At 60.9% G+C, this 19449-nt stretch carries 18 protein-coding genes; 8 read left to right on the top strand and 10 right to left on the bottom strand.

The annotated features are described in order from the left end of the window. Positions 1–358: 358 nt before the first annotated feature. Positions 359–1867 (bottom strand): glycerol-3-phosphate dehydrogenase, encoded by a 1509-nt coding sequence (glpD, locus tag HA46_RS15355; protein WP_033792615.1) that lies wholly within the window; start codon positions 1865–1867, stop codon positions 359–361. Between the two features lie 227 nt (positions 1868–2094). Here glpD and glpE point away from each other — a divergent pair, with 227 nt between their 5' ends. From glpE to malQ, 4 genes are all read left to right on the top strand, one after another. Next, positions 2095–2421, top strand: a complete 327-nt coding sequence (glpE, locus tag HA46_RS15345; protein WP_033792614.1) for a thiosulfate sulfurtransferase GlpE — start codon at positions 2095–2097, stop codon at positions 2419–2421. Positions 2422–2454: 33 nt separating this feature from the next. Further along, complete coding sequence (gene glpG / locus HA46_RS15340) at positions 2455–3279, top strand: rhomboid family intramembrane serine protease GlpG (protein ID WP_033792619.1); 825 nt, start codon at positions 2455–2457, stop codon at positions 3277–3279. Between the two features lie 32 nt (positions 3280–3311). Next, the gene (locus HA46_RS15335) at positions 3312–4070 is read left to right on the top strand and encodes a DeoR/GlpR family transcriptional regulator (protein ID WP_033753150.1); all 759 of its coding nucleotides are present in this window, start codon (positions 3312–3314) and stop codon (positions 4068–4070) included. 210 nt (positions 4071–4280) lie between these two features. After that, on the top strand, positions 4281–6353 hold the full coding sequence (gene malQ / locus HA46_RS15330) for a 4-alpha-glucanotransferase (protein WP_084885237.1): 2073 nt from the start codon (positions 4281–4283) through the stop codon (positions 6351–6353). A 43-nt stretch (positions 6354–6396) separates the two neighbouring features. On the opposite strand, the gene nfuA is transcribed toward malQ, so the two are convergent. Then, positions 6397–6972 (bottom strand): Fe-S biogenesis protein NfuA, encoded by a 576-nt coding sequence (gene nfuA / locus HA46_RS15325; RefSeq protein WP_033792610.1) that lies wholly within the window; start codon positions 6970–6972, stop codon positions 6397–6399. Between the two features lie 58 nt (positions 6973–7030). Further along, positions 7031–7711 carry a DNA utilization protein GntX gene (gene gntX, locus HA46_RS15320; protein ID WP_084885235.1) on the bottom strand — a complete coding sequence of 227 codons (681 nt, stop codon included), beginning with the start codon at positions 7709–7711 and terminating at the stop codon, positions 7031–7033. Between the two features lie 35 nt (positions 7712–7746). Here gntX and bioH point away from each other — a divergent pair, with 35 nt between their 5' ends. After that, entirely contained in the window at positions 7747–8523 is a 777-nt protein-coding gene (gene bioH / locus HA46_RS15315; protein WP_033792607.1) for a pimeloyl-ACP methyl ester esterase BioH, read from the top strand. A gap of 170 nt (positions 8524–8693) precedes the next feature. Beyond that, positions 8694–8963 carry a YdgH/BhsA/McbA-like domain containing protein gene (locus tag HA46_RS15310; protein ID WP_033753138.1) on the top strand — a complete coding sequence of 90 codons (270 nt, stop codon included), beginning with the start codon at positions 8694–8696 and terminating at the stop codon, positions 8961–8963. Here HA46_RS15310 and HA46_RS15305 read toward each other — a convergent pair whose 3' ends face one another. From HA46_RS15305 to yjbE, 4 genes are all read right to left on the bottom strand, one after another. Next, positions 8964–10655 (bottom strand): alpha-amylase family glycosyl hydrolase, encoded by a 1692-nt coding sequence (locus HA46_RS15305; protein ID WP_084885233.1) that lies wholly within the window; start codon positions 10653–10655, stop codon positions 8964–8966. It lies immediately after the preceding gene. 134 nt (positions 10656–10789) lie between these two features. Further along, a complete protein-coding gene (locus HA46_RS15300; protein WP_084885231.1) occupies positions 10790–13117 on the bottom strand; it encodes a Tex family protein in 2328 nt (775 codons plus the stop codon). 100 nt (positions 13118–13217) lie between these two features. Continuing rightward, a complete protein-coding gene (gene greB / locus HA46_RS15295; RefSeq protein ID WP_084885229.1) occupies positions 13218–13694 on the bottom strand; it encodes a transcription elongation factor GreB in 477 nt (158 codons plus the stop codon). A 155-nt stretch (positions 13695–13849) separates the two neighbouring features. Next, the gene (gene yjbE, locus HA46_RS15290; protein ID WP_033753126.1) at positions 13850–14089 is read right to left on the bottom strand and encodes an exopolysaccharide production protein YjbE; all 240 of its coding nucleotides are present in this window, start codon (positions 14087–14089) and stop codon (positions 13850–13852) included. A gap of 531 nt (positions 14090–14620) precedes the next feature. On the opposite strand from yjbE, the gene ompR reads away from it, so the two are divergent. Both ompR and envZ read left to right on the top strand, forming a co-directional pair. Then, entirely contained in the window at positions 14621–15340 is a 720-nt protein-coding gene (gene ompR / locus HA46_RS15285) for an osmolarity response regulator transcription factor OmpR (RefSeq protein ID WP_001157751.1), read from the top strand. Beyond that, complete coding sequence (gene envZ / locus HA46_RS15280; protein WP_033792602.1) at positions 15337–16695, top strand: two-component system sensor histidine kinase EnvZ; 1359 nt, start codon at positions 15337–15339, stop codon at positions 16693–16695. The genes ompR and envZ overlap by 4 nt, the downstream gene beginning before the upstream one ends. A 36-nt stretch (positions 16696–16731) precedes the next feature. Here envZ and HA46_RS15275 read toward each other — a convergent pair whose 3' ends face one another. The 3 genes from HA46_RS15275 to hslR all read right to left on the bottom strand — a co-directional run bounded on the left by HA46_RS15275 (position 16732) and on the right by hslR (position 19447). After that, positions 16732–17868: a phosphoenolpyruvate carboxykinase (ATP) gene (locus tag HA46_RS15275; protein WP_084885239.1), complete on the bottom strand. Its 1137-nt coding sequence runs from the start codon at positions 17866–17868 to the stop codon at positions 16732–16734. 279 nt (positions 17869–18147) lie between these two features. Beyond that, positions 18148–19020, bottom strand: coding sequence for an Hsp33 family molecular chaperone HslO (gene hslO, locus HA46_RS15270; protein WP_033792600.1), 873 nt, complete (start codon positions 19018–19020; stop codon positions 18148–18150). A gap of 19 nt (positions 19021–19039) precedes the next feature. Continuing rightward, the gene (gene hslR, locus HA46_RS15265) at positions 19040–19447 is read right to left on the bottom strand and encodes a ribosome-associated heat shock protein Hsp15 (RefSeq protein WP_033753111.1); all 408 of its coding nucleotides are present in this window, start codon (positions 19445–19447) and stop codon (positions 19040–19042) included. Between the last annotated feature and the right edge of the window lie 2 nt (positions 19448–19449).

The following is a 19449-nucleotide window of genomic DNA, read 5'->3' as shown; positions in this document are numbered from 1 at the left end:
GGACGAGCCGACAGGACGTCGGCGAGAGCGCGGCATGAGACAGGATGTCGAATCCGCGCGGTCCGTGCGGCCGACGTAAGCAACGAAGGCACCGCGCGGAGCGCGGCGTGGAGGCTGCCGGAAGCCGGGATTGTTAAGGGGCTGGCGAGCCCCTTAACACGCACGCCAGCAGCGGAGCGGCTGAAACTCCCCGACGCCTGGCGGGCGGAACCCGCTCAGAGTCCATCTGCGCAGCAGATAAATCGCCCGGCGGGCGGAACCCGCTCAGCGCCCGTTCGCGCAGCGAACCTAAGTCCCCAGCGGACGGAACCCTGCGCGGCAGGCAAAAAAAACGGGGCCGAAGCCCCGTTGATCTTATTTAGCTCGCCAGCGACAGGCTGGGCTTCTGACTGTGCGTCGCCAGCCACTCCGCCACGCGCGCCTGCTGCGCTTCGTTCAGCCACATCCCTTGTTTAGTGCGGCGCCAGATAGCGTCATCCAGCTCGCGCACCCACTCGTTCTGCACCAGATAGCGCAGCTCGGCTTCATAAAAGTCGTGACCGAAGTTCTCGCCCAGATCCTCAAGGCGCGTCGCGCCGTCGAGCAGCGTCTCGGTGCTGCTGCCGTAGGTGCGGGCGAAGTGACGCGCCATCCCTTCGGTAATAAACGGATAACGACGACGCAGGCTGGCAGCGTAATCTTCACGCGTGCCGGCGAAATCGCCGCCCGGCAGCACGCAGTTTTTCGTCCATGCCGGTCCGGCATTGGGGAAATACTTCACCAGCTTCTCCAGCGCATGCTCCGCAAGCTTGCGATAGGTGGTCAGCTTGCCGCCAAACACCGACAGCAGCGGCGCCTGGCCGTTGTCGTCGCGCACGTCCAGCGTATAGTCGCGGGTAATCGCCTGCGGCGAATCGGACTCGTCATCGCACAGCGGACGCACGCCGGAGTAGCTCCAGACCACATCGTCACGCACCAGCTGCTTTTTAAAATGGCTATTGTAAATTTTGAGCAGATAATCGATCTCGCTGTCGTCGATTTTGACGTTCTTCGGATCGCCTTTGTACTCGACGTCGGTGGTGCCGATAATCGAGAAGTCATCCATCCACGGAATAACGAACACAATACGGTTGTCTTCGTTCTGCAGGATGTAGGACTGCTTCTCGTTGTGCACGCGCGGCACCACGATATGGCTGCCTTTAATCAGACGGATGCCGTACGGAGATTTCAGCTTCAGACCGTCGTCAAACAGCTGTTTCACCCACGGACCCGCCGCGTTCACCAGCGCTTTGGCGCGCCAGGTATACGTTTTGCCGCTGTCAACGTCTTCCGCTTCCACCATCCACAGGCCGCTTTCGCGCCAGGCGCGCGTCACGCGAGTGCGGGTACGGACGTCGCCGCCGCGCTTTACCACTTCCTGCGCGTTCAGCACCACCAGGCGGGCATCGTCTACCCAGCAGTCAGAATATTCGAATCCGCGCGTGATTTCCGGCTTGAGGGCCGAATCCGCGCCAAAACGCAGACTTTTGCTCCCCGGCAGGCTGGTGCGCTTGCCCAGGTGATCGTATAAAAACAGGCCAGCGCGAATCATCCATGCCGGACGCAGATGCGGACGGTGCGGCAGACGGAAGCGCATCGGGAAAGCGATATGCGGCGCCATCTTCAGCAGCACTTCGCGCTCGGCCAGCGCTTCGCTGACCAGGCGGAACTCATAGTGTTCGAGGTAGCGCAGGCCGCCGTGAATCAGCTTTGAACTGGCGGAAGAGGTCGCGCAAGCCAGGTCCCGCGCCTCCAGCATCAGCACTGACAGGCCGCGTCCTGCAGCGTCTGCTGCAATGCCGGCACCGTTGATGCCGCCGCCGATCACGATCAGGTCTTTGGTTTCCACGTCATCTCCTCCGATGTTCGGAATAGTTCATTAATGTTCGTTTTCGAGCATAATCATAATCGCAAACCAACATTGATGCCAGTGTTTAACGCGGTAAAAACATTTTTGCGTGATATAGCTAACATTCTTGTTGAGAAATAAATACAAACCCGGACGCTTTGTCAGGTTATTGGGGCTGCTTATCGGGTTACACTAGGCGGTAATTGTGTCGTCTTAACGAGAGAATCATGGAAACCTTCGAATGCATTAACGTTCAGCAGGCCAGCGAGCATCTGGCGCAAGGCGCGCAGCTGGTCGATATCCGCGATCCGCAGAGCTTCGCGCTCGGCCATGCGGAAAACGCGCTGCACCTGAGCAACGGCAACCTTAACGACTTTCTGGCCACCGCCAGCCGCGAACTGCCGGTGCTGGTGATGTGCTACCACGGCAACAGCAGCAAGGGCGCCGCACAATATCTGCTGAGCCAGGGCTTCAGCGCCGCCTACAGCATCGACGGCGGCTTCGATGCCTGGCGCGCCGCGTTTCCGACCCAGGTTGTCGCCGGCGGCGAGTGAGCCGCGCGCGATGAACAAGGAGAGTGATTAATGGTGCGCATTACCCAGTTTAATAACCCGCGCATGGCGCAGGCGTTCGTCGACTATATGGCGACGCGCGGCGTCGCGCTGCGCATCGAACAGGATGGCCATTACGTTATTCTGCTCGATGACGAGAGCCGGCTTGAAATGGTCGAAAACGAACTTCAGCAGTTCGTGCGCCAGCCGGACCATCCGCGCTATCAGGCCGCCAGCTGGCATACCGGCGACACCAAAAGCGGCCTACGCTACGAGCGCAGCAACCTGTGGGGCAACATTCGCGATCGTGCCGGTCCGCTCACCATGACCGTGCTTTTTGCCTGTATCGCGGTGTTTATCCTGATGCAGATTTTTGGCGATCAAACGGTGCTGCTGTGGCTGAGCTGGCCGGACGGCCCAGGCCAGTATCTCCAGGTATGGCGCTGGTTCAGCCATGCGCTGCTGCACTTTTCGCTTCTGCATATCCTGTTTAACCTGATGTGGTGGTGGTATCTCGGCGGCGCGGTGGAGAAGCGGCTCGGCAGTGGCAAGCTGTTTGTGATTATGCTGATCTCGGCGCTGCTCAGCGGCTTCGTACAGGCGAAATTTAGCGGCATCTGGTTCGGCGGTTTGTCGGGCGTGGTCTATGCGCTGATGGGCTATTGCTGGCTGCGCGGCGAGCGCGATCCAGAAAGCGGCGTCTATCTGGAACGGGGACTAATTGGTTTTGCTATCGTGTGGCTGGTGATCGGCTGGTATGGCGCGTTCGGGCTCGCTATCGCCAACGGCGCTCACGTCGCCGGTCTGCTGGTCGGGCTGGCGATGGCGTTTGTCGATACCCGTGCAGTGCGGCGCCGTTAGCGCCGGATAAGAAAAGAAAACAGGAGAGTAATGTGAAGCAGACGCAACGTCATGACGCCATTATCGATCTGGTCCGGCGTCAGGGATATGTCAGTACCGAAGAGCTGGTAGAACATTTTGAGGTAAGCCCGCAAACCATCCGCCGCGATCTTAACGACCTCGCCGATCAGAATAAAATTCAGCGTCATCACGGCGGCGCGGCGCTGCCTTCCAGCTCTGAAAATACCGCCTGGCAGGAACGTAAGATGATGTGGTCGGCGGAGAAAGCGCGCATCGCCGAACGCGTTGCCAGCGAAATTCCAGACGGCGCGACCTTATTTATCGATATCGGCACCACGCCAGAAGCGGTGGCCTATGCGCTGCTGAACCATAAAAATCTGCGCGTGGTGACCAACAATATCAACGTGGCGACGCTGCTGATGTGCAAGCCCGATTTTCGGCTGATTATCGCGGGCGGCGAAGTGCGCACGCGCGACGGCGGCATTATGGGCGAAGCGACGCTCGACTTTATCTCTCAGTTCCGCCTTGATTACGGCATTCTCGGCATCAGCGGCATCGATATGGACGGGTCGCTGCTGGAGTTCGATTACCACGAGGTGCGCACCAAGCGCGCCATTATCGAAAACTCACGCTGCGTGATGCTGGTGGTCGACCATTCGAAGTTCGGCCGCAACGCGATGGTGAATCTCGGCAATATGGGGCTGATCGACCAGCTTTATACCGACAAGCAGCCGCCCGCCAGCATTATGAAGGTGATCGAGCAGCATGAGGTGCAACTCGAACTCTGCTGATTAAGCTCTTTCGTCTCTGAGCTGTCGCGAGCGATATCGCCTTACCCTGGGCTATATCGCTCGCTCTTTTCCTTCCTGGCCAGCCTTTTTCTTTGTTTCCTGTCGATTTTTTCCGCACTGCCGTCTTTACTTAATGCTCAGTTTGCCTGTGCGCAGACGTTCATCACAACGCAACGCAACGGCTTTGGATCAAGACGCTAAGGGGACAGCATGAAAGAGAGCGCACTGGATCGCGCGGCAGTCGCCGCCGGAATCTCCCTGACCTATACCAACGCCAAAGGCGAACCGGAAGCGATCGGCGACGAAACCAAAACGGCGCTGCTCGCGGTAATGGGCGATGCTCAGAAAGAGAAGGGCGCGCCGCTGCCGCCGGTGCAGGTTTTTAGCGGCGGCGCGGCGCGCCAGCTCAACCCGGAAGGGCGCGGCCGCTATCAGTGGCGGCTGCGCAGCGAAAAGGGCCGCGAGTTTAGCGGCGAACTTGAGGCAGGCCAGCCTTTTATGCTGCCGTCGCCGCTCGGGCACGGCTATCACCAGCTGACGCTGAGCAAGGGCAAAAAAGAGTGGCAGACGCGCATTATTCTGACGCCGCGCCGCTGCTGGCTGCCGACGCCGCTGCGCAACGGCGAAAAGCGCTGGGGTGCGCTGGTGCAGCTCTATACCGTGCGCTCCGCCGATAACTGGGGCATCGGCGATTTCGGCGATCTGCAGCAGCTTCTGGAGCAGGTGGCGCAGCAGGGAGGCGACTTCGTCGGGCTCAATCCGCTGCACGCGCTCTATCCCGCGACGCCCGATTTCGCCAGCCCTTATAGTCCCTCGTCGCGCCGCTGGCTGAACATTATCTACATCAGCGTGGCGCAGCTGGAGGATTTCCAGCAGAGCGCGGCGGCGCAAAAGTGGTGGAAAGCGGCGAAAACTCAGCGCGCGCTGGCAAAAGCGCGCGAGAGCGAATTTGTCGATTACGCGACGGTGATGGCGCTGAAGCTCGCCGCGCTGCGCCATGCCTGGGCGCAGTTCAGCCTGCGCGCGGAAGATGACGCGCAGCGGCAGGCGTTCGTCGCGTTTGTGCGCGACGGCGGCGACAGCCTGCGCTATCAGGCGGCCTACGATGGCCTGCAGGCGGAGCGCCGCGCCGAAGATGCGGACGCCTGGGGGTGGCCGGCCTGGCCGGAAAGCTGGCGCAACAGCCAGTCGCCTGAAGTGCAGCGCTGGTGCGAAAGGCACGAAGAGGAGATCGCTTTCTGGCAGTGGCTGCAGTGGCTGGCGCAAAACCAGTTCGCTCAGTGCTGGGCGCGCAGCCAGGCGCTGAAGATGACGGTGGGGCTCTATCGCGATCTGGCGGTAGGCGTGGCGGAGGGCAGCGCGGAGACCTGGCACGATCCTGAGCTCTATCGCCTCGAAGCGTCGGTCGGCGCGCCGCCGGATCGCCTTGGACCGCTGGGACAAAACTGGGGCCTGCCGCCGATGGATCCGCACGTGATGCGCGCGCGCGGCTATCAGCCTTTTATCGAGATGCTGCGCGCCAATATGCGCGACTGCGGCGCGCTGCGCATCGATCACGTGATGGCGCTGCTGCGGCTATGGTGGGTGCCGAAAGGGGAAACCGCCGATAAAGGCGCCTACGTCAGCTATCCGGTGCATGACCTGCTGGGCATCCTGGCGCTGGAGAGCCAGCGGCATCGCTGCATGGTTATCGGCGAAGATCTCGGCACGGTGCCGCCGGAAATCGTCGGCCTGCTGCGCGCCAGCGGCGTTTTCTCCTGGAAGGTTATGTGGTTCGAGCAGCAGCGCGACGGCAGCTATCGCCTGCCCGGCGACTATCCGCGTCAGTCGATCGCCAGCGCCAGCACGCACGATCTGCCGACGCTGACCGGCTTCTGGAACGCGGGCGACTTCGAACTGGGAGAAAAGCTCAAGCTCTATCCCGGCAAAGAGGTGCTGCAGTCGCTGCATGAACAGCGGGCGAAACAGAAACAGGCGCTGCTGGATGCGCTGCATCAGGCGGGCGCGATGCCGGCGCGCAGCGCGCGTCAGGCGAACAAGCTGGCGATGACGCCCGCGCTTAATCTGGCGATGCATAAGTTTCTCGCGGCGACCGGCAGCGCGTTGCTGGGGCTGCAGCCCGAAGACTGGATAGGAATGACCACGCCGGTAAACGTGCCTGGCACCGTCGATCAATATCCCAACTGGCGACGCAAGCTGACGCAGCCGCTGGAGGCGATCTTTACGGATAAAGCGGTGACGAAGCTGTTGAAGGCGGTGAGCCAGACGCGCAAAGGGGAGTAGCGAACGGCGCGCGACAGTCGCTGACTGTCGCGCGTGGAGGCGATTAGTAGTAGGAGTGCTCGCCGCGCTGGTGCTCGGTGATATCGCGTACGCCTTTCAGTTCCGGGAAAGCAGCCTGCAGCTCTTTCTCGATGCCGTCTTTCAGAGTGACGTCAATCATCGAGCAGCCGTTGCAGCCGCCGCCGAACTGCAGGATAGCGAAACCGTCGTCGGTAATCTCCATCAGCGAGACGCGACCGCCGTGACCGGCGAGCTGCGGGTTAATCTGCGCCTGCAGCAGGTACTCGACGCGCTCCGCCAGCGGCGCGTCGTCGGAGACTTTGCGCATTTTGGCGTTCGGCGCTTTCAGCGTCAGCTGCGAGCCGAGGTTGTCGGTAACGAAGTCGATTTCGGCGTCTTCAAGGTAAGGCGCGCTCAGTTCGTCAACGTAGGCCGAAAGCTTCTCGAACTTCAGCTCCGTATCGGTCGCTTCTACCGCGTCCGGCGGGCAGTAAGAGACGCCGCACTCGGCCGTTGGCGTACCCGGGTTAATAACGAATACGCGAATCTGGGTGCCATCTTCCTGTTTTGACAGCAGTTTAGAGAAGTGCTCCTGGGCAGAGTCTGTAATTCGGATCATGGCAATTGCTCAATAGTTGACTAATTTAGTTGGTTATAATACGCCCATCACCGACGCTCTACAAGGTACGGCACAGGCACCAGATTTGTACGCTGGCTGCGCCTTGCGCCAGCAAAATGCGGCCGATCTCTCCTACGGTATGACCCGTTGTCACCACATCGTCTATTAGCGCGATATGGCGGCCGCGCACGTCGATTTCAAGGCGGAACGCGCCGCGCACGTTTTGGCGACGCTGCGAGGCGGGCAGTCGGTGCTGCGGGGCGGCGCGGCGCCTGCGGCGCACGCCGTCGCAAAATTCACAGCCCAACCAGCGCGCCAGCGGCTGGGCCAGCAGCGCCGCCTGGTTGTAGCCGCGTCGACAGGCGCGGCTTTTATGCAGCGGTACGCAGAGCAGCAAATCGGGCCGCCTCAGTCCGCGCGTGCGGTGAGCGTGTAGCCAGCTTAGCAAAAGCAGACGCGCCAGCATCACCCTGAGTGCGGTTATGCGGGAAAACTTCAGCTGGTGCACCCAGCGGCGCAGCGGCGGCTGATAGCCGCTGACGCAGATCAGCGCCTGCCAGACGGGCGGCGACTGCAGACAGCGGCCGCAGGCGACGCGGGATGATGCGGCGGGCAGGCCGCAGCGCGGACAGAGGATCGGCAGCGGCGGCAAGGCGCGCAGGCAAACGCTGCATAGCCCATGCGACGCGACGCGCAGCGGCAGTCGGCATAGCCAACAGAGGGCGGGCATTGGTAGCATAGCGGCCTCCTTAACCTTTTACGGGATAGTAACTGATGACCTCGCTTTACTGGCGCACCTGCGGAGAAGGGAATGTGGATCTTGTGCTGCTGCACGGCTGGGGACTGAACGCGGAGGTGTGGCAAAGCATCGTGCCGCGACTCAGCCCTCATTTCCGGCTGCACCTGGTCGATCTGCCTGGCTACGGCCGCAGCCAGGCGCTCGGCGCGCTTTCGCTGGCGGAGATGGCGCAGCGGCTGCTGCCCCATTTGCCGCCGCGCGCGCTGCTGCTGGGCTGGTCGCTGGGCGGGCTGGTGGCGACGGAGCTGGCGCTGCGCGCGCCGCAGCAGGTCGCGGGACTGATCAGCGTCGCCTCTTCGCCCTGTTTTACCGCCGGCGAGACGTGGCCGGGCATTAAGCCGGAGACCCTGGCGACCTTTCGCGCGCAGCTTAACAGCGATTTCCAGCGCACCGTCGAGCGCTTCCTGGCGCTGCAGACGCTGGGCACCGACAGCGCGCGGCAGGACGCGCGCCGCTTAAAAGAAGTGGTGCTGGCGCAGCCGATGCCGCCGGTGGCGGTGCTGGACGGCGGGCTGGCGATTCTGCGCGAGGTCGACTTGCGCGACAGGCTGCCGCACCTCGCCATGCCGTTTCTTCGACTGTATGGCGCGCTCGACGGTCTGGTGCCGCGTCGCGTCGCCGCATTGCTCGACGCCGCGCTGCCCGCTTCGCCTTCCGTGGTGATGGAAAAAGCCGCGCACGCCCCCTTTGTTTCGCATCCAGACGCCTTCTGCCAGCATATTCTTGATTTCAGACAGGAGTTTTGCGGTTAAACCCCGACGCGAAGCTGGCAATTTTCTCATCAGCGACAATACTTTTCGGGTAGGCATGGCCGCTTAATGATGTGAATTATCCAGGGAGAGGATGATGCCGTTCCATCTCGCCTGACGCATCCGGCGTCTGCTTACATCTCACATAACGGAAATGAATGAGGGGTACTGTAATGAAGGTGATGAAATGGGTTGTAGCTTCAATGGTAATGGGCGCAGTGTCGTTTTCGGCGGTTGCGGCCAAGGAAGTGACCAAAGAAGAAGTGAAAAAAATGAATCTTCAGAAGATCGGTACGGTGAACACCACGGCGGAAACCACCTCGCCGATGGACGCCAAACGCGAACTTTCTAAACAGGCTGATGAAAAAGGAGGCAAATACTTCCTGGTGATCGCGGGCCGTGAACACGGCAAATTCAGCGCCACCGCAGAAGTCTATAAGTAATCAGCTACGTAGCCAGACAAATTGCCAGGCATCCAGCGTAAGCGGCTGGGTGCCATCAATTTTCCTCTCTGTAATCACATCCTGAAAAAGACGCGCTTCCGGCAGCGTCGCCTCTACGGTTTTCGCACTCAAATTAAATACGCACAGCAGGCCGCCATCCTCCTGCTGCGGGGCGTGACGCCTCAGTACCAGCAGCGCGTTGTCGCTGTCATAGAGGATCATCGGATTATCGGGGTGAAAGGCGGGCTGGCGCGTGCGCAGCTGAATGAGCCGACTAAGGCGGGTATAGATGGCGTGGCGCAGGCTGCCGCCGTCCGCCAGCGCCGCTTCAATCATCTTTAAATCGTACTTTTGCCGGTTGATGGCGCGGTTATGGCCTGCGGCTTTGACGCCCTCATAATCGTTGCGCGAGCCGAGGATGCTCTGAATATAGATAGCGGGCACGCCAGGGAAGGCCAGCAGAATCGCGTGCGCCAGCAGAAAGCGACGCAGGCGCGTGTCGTCGTCGTCGTTCTGATGATTGAGGGCGTCAAGATAGGTGACGTTGATCTCATAGGGACTGGTGGTGCCGTCGGGATTGTTTTTATAGGAGACCAGCGCCCCTTCCAGCGCCAGATCGCGCACCAGCGCCACAATCTCCACCTCGGAGAGAATGCCGCGCGCCGGATTAAGCCCGATGCCGTCGTGCGACGCGAGAAAATTAAAGAAGGTGGTGCCGCCTTTGCCGGGCTCCAGCGCGCCCGCCCACTGTCGCAGCGCGCGTCCGGAGCCGGAATGAATAGCGTGCAGCACCAGCGGCGGCAGGGAAAACTGATAGACCATCTGCGCTTCGTCATGCCCGTCGCCGAAGTAGCTGACGTTGTCTTTATGCGGCACGTTGGTTTCCGTGATGATCACCGTGCCGGGCGCGACCAGGTCAGCAATTGCGCGAAACAGCTTCACCAGCAAATGGGTTTTTTCCAGATGAATGCAGCGCGTGCCGGGCGTTTTCCACATATAGCCGACGGCGTCGAGGCGCACATAGTCCGCCCCTTTTTGCAGGTAGTCGAGCAGCACCTCTACCATGCGTATCAGCACCTCGGGGTTGCCGAAGTTAAGATCGATCTGATCGGCGCTGAAGGTGGTCCAGATAAAGCGCATTTCGCCGTTCGCCATCTCGAACGGCGTCAGCAGCGGCGAGGTGCGCGGCCGCGTCACGCCGCTGAGATCGGTGGCGGGGGGCATGCTGATAAAGAAGTCGTCCCAGCCGGGATCGAGCGCCAGATAGTGTTTAAACCATGCGCTGTGCGCCGACATGTGATTGCAGACGAAGTCGAACATCAGGCGCGTTTCCTGATGCAGCCTGGCGACATCCGGCCAGTCGCCGCATAGCGGGTTGACCTGATGGTAATCGATGACCGAAAAGCCGTCGTCGGACGAGTAGGGGAAAAAGGGCAGCAGATGCACCAGCGGAAAGGTGGACTGCAGATGCTGCTGGTAAAAGCGAGAGAAGCTTTGCAGCGTCGGCACCTCTGCTTCGCGGAACTGATCGGCATAGGTGATCAGCACCACGTCCTGTTCGTCCCAGTGCGCCTTGCGCGGCAGCTTAGTCGCGTCGCGCGCGGCGGCGATATGGCTCAGCAGACGCTCACGCGCCGCCTGAGGAAAGGTATCGGCATAGATTTTATCGAGCAGCGCTGTGATCGTTTCCATCGCGAATTGGGTGCCACGTCCCGGGTTGTTTTTTATGCAGGCGTGCTTTCAGCGTAGCGTTAAGAGAGGGATTTTCAACTTTACAGAGGCGGTTACGCGCGCCCGAGCCAGAATCAGTCGGGCGCGCGCAGGGTTTAGCGTTTTTTGCCGAACGCCGCCGCCAGCGCATCGCCCATCGCGCTGTTGCCTGCGGGCTGGCTGTTCTGACGCGCGCGCGGCTTCGCGCCGCCGGCCGGACGCGCACCGTCGCGTGGCGCGCTGCGGGCGCTGCTGCGGGCGTTGCTGTCGCCCGGCTGCTCATCCAGACGCATGGTGAGCGCAATACGTTTGCGCGGCAGATCGACCTCCAGCACTTTCACCTTCACGATATCGCCCGCTTTCACCACCTGATGCGGATCCTCGACAAATTTGTCCGACAGCGAGGAGATATGCACCAGACCATCCTGATGCACGCCGATGTCGACAAAGGCGCCGAAGTTGGTGACGTTGGTCACCGCGCCTTCCAGCACCATGCCCGGCAGCAGATCGTTAAGGGTTTCGACCCCTTCGGCGAACTGCGCGGTTTTGAACTCTGGGCGCGGGTCGCGGCCCGGTTTTTCCAGCTCTTTGATAATGTCGGTGACGGTCGGCAGGCCGAAACGCTCGTCGGTAAAGTCGACCGCCTTAACGTTGCGCAGGCTGGTGGGGTTGCCCATCAGATCCTGTAACGCCTGCTCGGTCGCCGCCAGGATGCGCTCCACTACCGGGTAGGCTTCCGGGTGCACCGTCGAGGCGTCAAGCGGGTTGTCGCCGTGGTTAATGCGCAGGAAGCCCGCGCACTGTTCAAAGGCTTTGGGGCCGAGACGGCTCACCTTGAGCAGCTGCTGGCGATTCTGAAAGCGGCCGTTTTCGTCGCGCCAGCTCACGATATTCTGCGCCATCATGCGCGTCAGACCGGCGACGCGCGTCAGCAGCGGCACGGAGGCGGTATTGAGATCGACGCCGACGGCGTTCACGCAGTCTTCTACTACCGCGTCCAGCTTCTTCGCCAGCTGGCTCTGGCTGACGTCGTGCTGATACTGGCCGACGCCGATCGATTTCGGATCGATTTTCACCAGCTCCGCCAGCGGATCCTGCAGGCGCCGTGCGATAGAGACCGCGCCGCGCAGCGAGACGTCGAGGTTCGGAAACTCCAGCGCCGCCAGCTCCGAGGCGGAATAGACCGAGGCGCCCGCTTCGCTGACGATGACTTTCTGCGCGGTAACGTGCGGATACTGTTTCTGCACGTCGAGGAAGAAGCGCTCTGTCTCGCGCGAGGCGGTGCCGTTGCCGATCGCCACCAGCTCGACCTGATGTTTCGCGCAGAGCGCGGCGACCACGGTAGCGGCTTTGGCCGCCTGGCCGGTATGCGGATAGATGGTATCGGTCGCGACCAGCTTGCCGGTGGCGTCCACCACCGCGACCTTCACGCCGGTGCGCAGGCCGGGATCGAGACCCATGGTGGCGCGCATGCCCGCCGGCGCCGCCATCAGCAGATCGTGCAGATTGCGGGCGAATACGTTGATCGCTTCGTCTTCGGCGCGCTCGCGCACCGTGCCCATCAGCTCCGTCTCCAGATGCAGCATCACCTTGATGCGCCAGGTCCAGCTCACCACCGCCTTGCGCCAGGCGTCAGCCGGCGCGCCGTTGAGGCGCAGGTTGAGATGCTCAGCGATCAGCGTTTCGCCGAAGCTTTCGCGCGGCGGCTCGTCGAATTGCGGATCGGCGTTCAGGGAGAGCTGCAGCACGCCCTCGTTACGGCCGCGCAGCATCGCCAGCGCGCGGTGCGACGGCACGCTGTGCAGCGCTTCGTGATGATCGAAGTAGTCGCGGAATTTAGCCCCTTCCTGCTCTTTGCCCTCCACCACGCGCGACACCAGATGCGCGTTTTTCCACAGGTAGTCGCGCACCTTCGCCAGCAGTGCGGCGTCTTCGGCGAAGCGCTCCATCAGGATATAGCGCGCGCCGTCCAGCGCGGCGCGCACGTCGGCGACGCCTTTATCGGCATCGACATACTGCGCGGCCAGCTGTTCGGGATCCTGCGACGCGTCCTGCCACAGGCTCTCTGCCAGCGGCTGCAGGCCGGCTTCAATGGCGATCTGGCCGCGGGTGCGGCGCTTGAGCTTATAGGGCAGGTAGAGATCTTCGAGTTCGGTTTTGTTCAGCGTGGCGTTAATGGCGCTGGCGAGTTCGTCGGTGAGTTTGCCCTGATCGTCAATGGACTTCAGAATCGACTGACGGCGGTCTTCCAGTTCACGCAGGTAGCCGAGGCGCGTCTCCAGCTGGCGCAGTTGGGTGTCGTCCAGACCGCCGGTCACCTCTTTACGATAACGTGCGATAAACGGCACGGTGTTCCCTTCGTCCAGCAGACGCACGGCGGCTTCAACTTGCTCCGCACGCGCCTGCAGCTCACTGGCAATAATGTGGCTGAGATCTTTCATCATCGATTCTGTCTTGCTTACAGGGTTAAAAAACAGGGGACAGTTATACGGGCTGAAAAGTGAAATTGCCAGCGATGGGGCCGGCTTTCAGCGATATTCTGAATCAGGCATCCGGATAGGAAATCTCGTTGACGTACCAGAGCGCGGGACCCAGCGGCGTCTCTACCGTCACGGCATCGCCCGGCTCTTTTTTCAGCAGCGCGCGCGCCATCGGCGAGTCGATAGAGATATAGTCTTTGCGGCCGAAGATCTCATCGTAGCCGACGATACGGAAGCGTTTGACCTCTCCGTCGTCATTCTCCACCTCTACCCAGGCGCCGAAAAAGACTTTGCCGTCCTGCTGCGGCGAATAGTCGACGATGCGCAGCGACTCAAGGCTTTTTGTCAGATAACGTACGCGGCGATCGATTTCGCGCAGGCGTTTTTTGTTGTACTGATAGTCGGCGTTTTCGCTGCGATCGCCGAGGCTGGCGGCCCAGGTCACTTTTTTCGTCACTTCGGGACGCTCTTCGCGCCAGAGGTAGTCGAGCTCGGCCTTGAGCTTATTAAAGCCTTCACGGGTGATCAGTCGGGTTTTCATGCGTAGCGACTCGGAAGCGGAAAAGCAGGCAGTGTAAAGCAAAGCAGGCGCGGCAAAAAAGAGTCGGGGAACAGGTTTTCAACGGTGAAAACCCTTTGTGTCGTTCCCCGGTGGCGAAAGGGGCAGGTACAAAAAAGAGAAAACGGCCTGAATCGTTATTTTCCAGCCACGGTTGAAGTGGTGGTTGAAGAGGAGGTGCCTTTGTCGCCGCCGCCAGCGGTCGCCAGCGCCACGCCGAGCAGCGCAGCCACGGCGCCGACGCCGATAGCGTTGGAGTTGCCCTGCGCGGTGGTCGAAGCCTGCGCGCCGGCGGCCTCGCCGGTTGCGGTCGCCGCTAAAGCCGGATTCAGAACGAGGGTGGCCAGCGCACCCAGCACTAACAACGTTTTTTTCATTATTGCTTTCCCTGTAGTGAAGCGAGTGAAAGCAGTGTGGTGCAATTCGCACAAGGCGGAAAGATAGCTTTACTGATTGATTTAGCGGGCTTTATTTTTGGCTGGTCTGAATCGCGGCAAAAATGGCGCAAATCCGAGAGAAGCCTGCGGCACGGCACGCAAAGGCTGATATTTTATGCTGTCGGCCAGCCAGGTTGACTGGAATTGCGGCCGCTACGTCAGGTGAGGAATGGCGCTAAAGTCAAATTGCGCGTTAACTGGTTGATCTGAAAGTTTGATTAATCCAGGGCGCGATTTTGCGGCCGCCGATGGCGAGAAAAAACGCCCGACTTTCAGAATTGCCGTAACGGGGACAAACGCCGCTCAAGAAGGTGATTTTGCACTGAAGGCAACGATAAAATTAAAGATAAGCTCCTGTTTAATATGCTTTGTAACAATTTCGGCTAGAATATAAACCATTAATGACTGTCACAGACAGACAACTTTTTTTAACAATATCGGCTCAGGCAATGGCGCCTTTGGGAGTAGAAAATGCAAGAGAACTACAAAATTCTGGTCGTTGATGATGATATGCGTTTGCGTGCGCTGCTGGAACGCTATCTCACCGAGCAGGGCTTTCAGGTGCGCAGCGTCGCCAACGCCGAGCAGATGGATCGTCTGCTGACCCGTGAATCCTTTCACCTGATGGTGCTGGATCTGATGCTGCCGGGCGAAGACGGCCTGTCGATTTGCCGTCGTCTGCGCAGCCAGAGCAATCCGATGCCGATCATTATGGTGACGGCGAAAGGCGAAGAGGTCGATCGTATCGTTGGGCTGGAGATCGGCGCCGACGACTATATTCCTAAGCCGTTCAACCCGCGCGAGCTGCTGGCGCGCATTCGCGCCGTGCTGCGTCGTCAGGCCAACGAGCTGCCGGGCGCCCCTTCGCAGGAAGAGGCGGTCATCGCATTCGGCAAGTTCAAGCTGAACCTCGGCACGCGCGAAATGTTCCGCGAAGATGAGCCGATGCCGCTCACCAGCGGCGAGTTCGCGGTGTTAAAGGCGCTGGTGAGCCACCCGCGCGAACCGCTGTCGCGCGACAAGCTGATGAACCTGGCGCGCGGACGCGAATACAGCGCGATGGAACGCTCCATTGATGTGCAGATTTCGCGCCTGCGCCGCATGGTGGAAGAAGATCCGGCGCATCCGCGTTATATCCAGACGGTCTGGGGCCTGGGCTACGTATTCGTGCCGGACGGTTCTAAAGCATGAGGCGACTGCGCTTCTCGCCTCGCAGCTCGTTTGCCCGCACCCTGCTGTTGATCGTGACCCTGCTGTTCGTCAGCCTGGTAACGACCTATCTGGTGGTGCTCAACTTCGCCATTCTTCCCAGCCTGCAGCAGTTCAATAAGGTGCTGGCGTATGAAGTGCGCATGTTGATGACCGACCGGCTGCAGCTGGAAGACGGCACGCAGCTGGAAGTGCCGCCCGCGTTTCGCCGCGAGATCTACCGCGAGCTGGGGATTTCGCTGTATACCAACGCGGCAGCCGAAGAGAGCGGGTTGCGCTGGGCGCAGCACTATGAATTCCTGAGCGAGCAGATGGGCCAGCAGCTTGGCGGGCCGACCGACGTGCGCGTCGAGGTCAATAAAAACTCGCCGGTGGTCTGGCTGAAAACCTGGCTGTCGCCTGATATCTGGGTACGCGTGCCGCTGACCGAAATTCATCAGGGCGACTTCTCGCCGCTGTTCCGCTACACGCTGGCGATTATGCTGCTGGCGATTGGCGGCGCCTGGCTGTTTATCCGCATTCAGAACCGGCCGCTGGTGGATCTGGAGCACGCGGCGCTGCAGGTGGGCAAGGGCATTATTCCGCCGCCGCTGCGCGAGTACGGCGCCTCGGAGGTGCGTTCGGTGACGCGCGCCTTCAACCAGATGGCCTCTGGCGTTAAGCAGCTGGCGGACGACCGCACGCTGTTGATGGCGGGCGTTAGCCACGATCTGCGCACGCCGCTGACGCGTATTCGTCTCGCTACCGAGATGATGGGCGAGGAGGATGGCTATCTCGCCGAGTCGATCAATAAAGATATCGAAGAGTGCAACGCCATTATCGAGCAGTTCATCGACTATTTGCGCACCGGCCAGGAGATCCAGACCGAGCGCGCCGATCTCAACAGCGTGCTGGGCGAAGTGGTGGCGGCCGAAAGCGGCTACGAGCGCGAGATTGAGAACGCCGTCATGCCGGAAGAGCTGATGCTGGATATCAACCCGCTGTCGATCAAGCGCGCGGTGGCGAACCTGGTGGTGAATGCGGCGCGCTACGGCAACGGCTGGATCAAAGTGAGCAGCGGGCGCGAATTGCATCGCGCATGGTTCCAGGTCGAGGATGACGGTCCGGGCATCAAGCCGGAGCAGCTGACGCACCTGCTACAGCCCTTTGTACGCGGCGACAGCGCGCGCAGCACCAGCGGCACCGGCCTTGGGCTGGCGATTGTACAGCGCATTATCGATGCGCATCAGGGATCGCTGGAAATTGGTGAGAGCGAGCGCGGCGGGCTGCGCATTCGCGCCTGGCTGCCGCTAACGGAACAGACTGCGCCGAGCAGCAACGGCGCGGCGCAGAGCTGAGCAGCAAGGGGCGCGGCGAGCGCCGCGCCCGAAGGCTTACAGCACCGGACCTGCTTTAACCAGCGCGGCGCCCGCCGCGTTGTCGGTATACTTCTCGAAGTTGGTGATGAAGCGCTGCGCCAGATCGCGCGCCGCTTCCAGCCACTTCTCGTCGCTTTCCCAGCTGCTGCGCGGATCGAGCGTGGCGGCGTCGAGCTGGCCCAGCGCTTTCGGCACCTGCAGGTTGAACACCGGCAGCGTCTCGGTTTCAGCGTCGTCCAGTTCGCCAGCCAGAATCGCGTTGATAATGGCGCGCGTATCCTTCAGCGAAATGCGTTTGCCGCTGCCGTTCCAGCCGGTATTGACCAGGTACGCCTGCGCGCCGGCGGCCTGCATGCGCTTCACCAGCACCTCGGCATACTGCGTCGGATGCAGCGTCAGGAACGCGGCGCCGAAGCAGGCGGAGAAGGTCGGCGTCGGCGCGGTCACGCCGCGCTCGGTGCCCGCCAGCTTGGCGGTAAAGCCGGAGAGGAAGTGATACTGCGTCTGCTCAGGCGTCAGGCGCGACACCGGCGGCAGCACGCCGAAGGCGTCGGCGGTCAGGAAAATCACCTTCTTCGCGTGGCCCGCTTTCGACACCGGACGTACGATATTGTCGATATGATCGATCGGGTAGGAGACGCGGGTGTTCTCGGTCTTGCTGTCGTCGTCATAATCGACACTGCCGTCTTCGCGCACCACTACGTTCTCCAGCAGCGCATTGCGGCGGATAGCGCGGTAGATTTCAGGCTCGGCCTGCTCAGAGAGTTTGATGGTCTTGGCGTAGCAGCCGCCTTCGAAGTTGAAAACGCCGTCGTCGTCCCAGCCGTGCTCGTCGTCGCCAATCAGCTGGCGTTCCGGATCGGTGGAGAGCGTGGTTTTGCCGGTGCCGGACAGACCGAAGAACACCGCCACGTCGCCCGCTTTGCCGACGTTGGCCGAGCAGTGCATATCCTTGGGCGAGCGACCGGTAAAAATGCCGGTATCGACCGCCACTGCGCCGCTTTGCGTCAGGGTGCCGCGCGCATAACCTTCCAGCTCGGGACGGAGTTCTTCGGTAAACAGCGTATCGAAATCGGGGTTGTGGACCACTTCGGTGGTGCCCTCGATGCCCAAAGCGGCAAGATCTTGCGAGGTCAGGCCGGTAACGCGCATGTGACTGCTCCTTAAATCGTTTTGGTACTGCACAGGCGAATAGTTATAGGTGCCGCGCAAGCCGTCCGCGTGCTGCTGGGCGGATGCACGATCGCGCGCAGTGTACTCTTCTGAGCCGATGGGAAAAGCGTTGTCCGTCAGAAATGCGAACCAGGGCGCGTTAAGCAGCAAAAAGAGCCGCTTTTGAAACTAAAGTTAGCGATGGCAGGTTATTTTGTTTTGTAAATTAAGGGGATATCGCGGAGAGGGAAAAGGGCGGCGAGGCCGCCCGGGAATAAATCAGTGGATGCTGTCGCTGTTTTCGCCTTCTGCGCCGCCTTTGCGGATCGCCGCAATGTCGACCGCGTCATAGACGTAGTGCGTACCGCAGTAGTCGCAGTGCATATCGACCTGGCCATCCTCTTCGATGATCTCGTCGACCTCGTGCTGAGGCAGGGTTTTCAGCACTTCGCCGCAGCGTTCGCGCGAGCAGGTGCACTTAAAGCTCACCGGCTGCGGATCGAATACCGTCGCCTCTTCCTGATGATAGAGGCGCCACAGGACGTCGGTCGCCGGCAGGTCGATCAGCTCTTCGCTCTTCACTGTTTCGGTCAGCGTCGCCAGGTGGTTGAAATCTTCGGTCTGGGTATCCTGCGCCGGGAGCACCTGCAGCAGAATGCCTGCGGCGCCTTTTTCATTGGTGCGAATAAACAGGCGGGTCGGAAGCTGCTCGGAGCGCATAAAATAGTCTTCCAGGCAGGCAGCCAGCGTCTCGCCTTCCAGGCCTACCACGCCCTGATAGCGCTCGCCTTTCTCCGGCGAAATGGTGATCGCCAGATAGCCGGTGCCGACCATGCTTTTCAGGGTGGCGTCCGCTGGAATATCGCCTTTCACGCGTGCTACGCCGCGCAGCTCCTGGCGGTTATTGCCGTTGATGACCGCCAGCGAGAGCGGGCCGTCGCCCTGCAGCTGCACCGTGATATCGCCGTCGAATTTCAGCGTGGCGGTCAGCAGGCTGGTCGCGACCAGCAGCTCGCCGAGCAGCGTCTGCACCGGGGCCGGATAGTCATGGTTTTTGATGATTTCCTGCCAGGTGTGGCTGACATTCACCAGCTCGCCGCGCACGGCCACATTCTCAAACAGGTAACGATGCAGTTGATCTTGTACAGACATAAATTTTCTCTCGTTGGGGCTAGGCCTGGTCGTCGCCCGTTAATTTAAATTTCATCAAATCGCGGCGCTCTTTTTTATCGGGGCGGCGATCGGGATGCGGCATGGTGAGGGCGTTCATTTTACGCGCCAGCGCCACCTTTTCCCGTTTTTCGATACTGGCGGCGGTTTCGCTGTAGAGCTGCTGCGCCACGTCGGCCGGACCGCGCTTATCGCTCAGCGCGGTGACGATTACGGTGCGCTCGTCGTTGCCCTGGCGCAGCGTCAGCTCCGCCTCCAGCTCGACCAGCTTGCTCGGCTTGCTGCGCTGGCCGTTGTAGTGCACTTTGCCGCCTTCAATCATGTCGCGCGCCAGCGAGCGCGTTTTGTAGAAGCGGGCCGCCCAGAGCCATTTGTCGAGGCGCACGCCTTCGCTGCTTTTCTCTTTCATTG

It is taken from the genome of Pantoea septica (genome assembly GCF_002095575.1).
GTDB classification, from domain to species: domain Bacteria; phylum Pseudomonadota; class Gammaproteobacteria; order Enterobacterales; family Enterobacteriaceae; genus Pantoea; species Pantoea septica.
Note: the sequence above shows the minus strand (reverse complement) of the source record. Positions and strands in the feature narration are given on the sequence as shown.

Excerpts from the sequence above, each read along its gene's own strand:
- glpE (WP_033792614.1), top strand. The coding sequence starts at position 2,095 with ATGGAAACCTTCGAATGCATTAACGTTCAGCAGGCCAGCGAGCATCTG.
- malQ (WP_084885237.1), top strand. The coding sequence starts at position 4,281 with ATGAAAGAGAGCGCACTGGATCGCGCGGCAGTCGCCGCCGGAATCTCC.
- nfuA (WP_033792610.1), bottom strand. The coding sequence starts at position 6,972 with ATGATCCGAATTACAGACTCTGCCCAGGAGCACTTCTCTAAACTGCTG.
- gntX (WP_084885235.1), bottom strand. The coding sequence starts at position 7,711 with ATGCTACCAATGCCCGCCCTCTGTTGGCTATGCCGACTGCCGCTGCGC.
- bioH (WP_033792607.1), top strand. The coding sequence starts at position 7,747 with ATGACCTCGCTTTACTGGCGCACCTGCGGAGAAGGGAATGTGGATCTT.
- HA46_RS15310 (WP_033753138.1), top strand. The coding sequence starts at position 8,694 with ATGAAGGTGATGAAATGGGTTGTAGCTTCAATGGTAATGGGCGCAGTG.
- HA46_RS15305 (WP_084885233.1), bottom strand. The coding sequence starts at position 10,655 with ATGGAAACGATCACAGCGCTGCTCGATAAAATCTATGCCGATACCTTT.
- HA46_RS15300 (WP_084885231.1), bottom strand. The coding sequence starts at position 13,117 with ATGATGAAAGATCTCAGCCACATTATTGCCAGTGAGCTGCAGGCGCGT.
- greB (WP_084885229.1), bottom strand. The coding sequence starts at position 13,694 with ATGAAAACCCGACTGATCACCCGTGAAGGCTTTAATAAGCTCAAGGCC.
- yjbE (WP_033753126.1), bottom strand. The coding sequence starts at position 14,089 with ATGAAAAAAACGTTGTTAGTGCTGGGTGCGCTGGCCACCCTCGTTCTG.
- ompR (WP_001157751.1), top strand. The coding sequence starts at position 14,621 with ATGCAAGAGAACTACAAAATTCTGGTCGTTGATGATGATATGCGTTTG.
- envZ (WP_033792602.1), top strand. The coding sequence starts at position 15,337 with ATGAGGCGACTGCGCTTCTCGCCTCGCAGCTCGTTTGCCCGCACCCTG.
- HA46_RS15275 (WP_084885239.1), bottom strand. The coding sequence starts at position 17,868 with ATGCGCGTTACCGGCCTGACCTCGCAAGATCTTGCCGCTTTGGGCATC.
- hslO (WP_033792600.1), bottom strand. The coding sequence starts at position 19,020 with ATGTCTGTACAAGATCAACTGCATCGTTACCTGTTTGAGAATGTGGCC.
- hslR (WP_033753111.1), bottom strand. The coding sequence starts at position 19,447 with ATGAAAGAGAAAAGCAGCGAAGGCGTGCGCCTCGACAAATGGCTCTGG.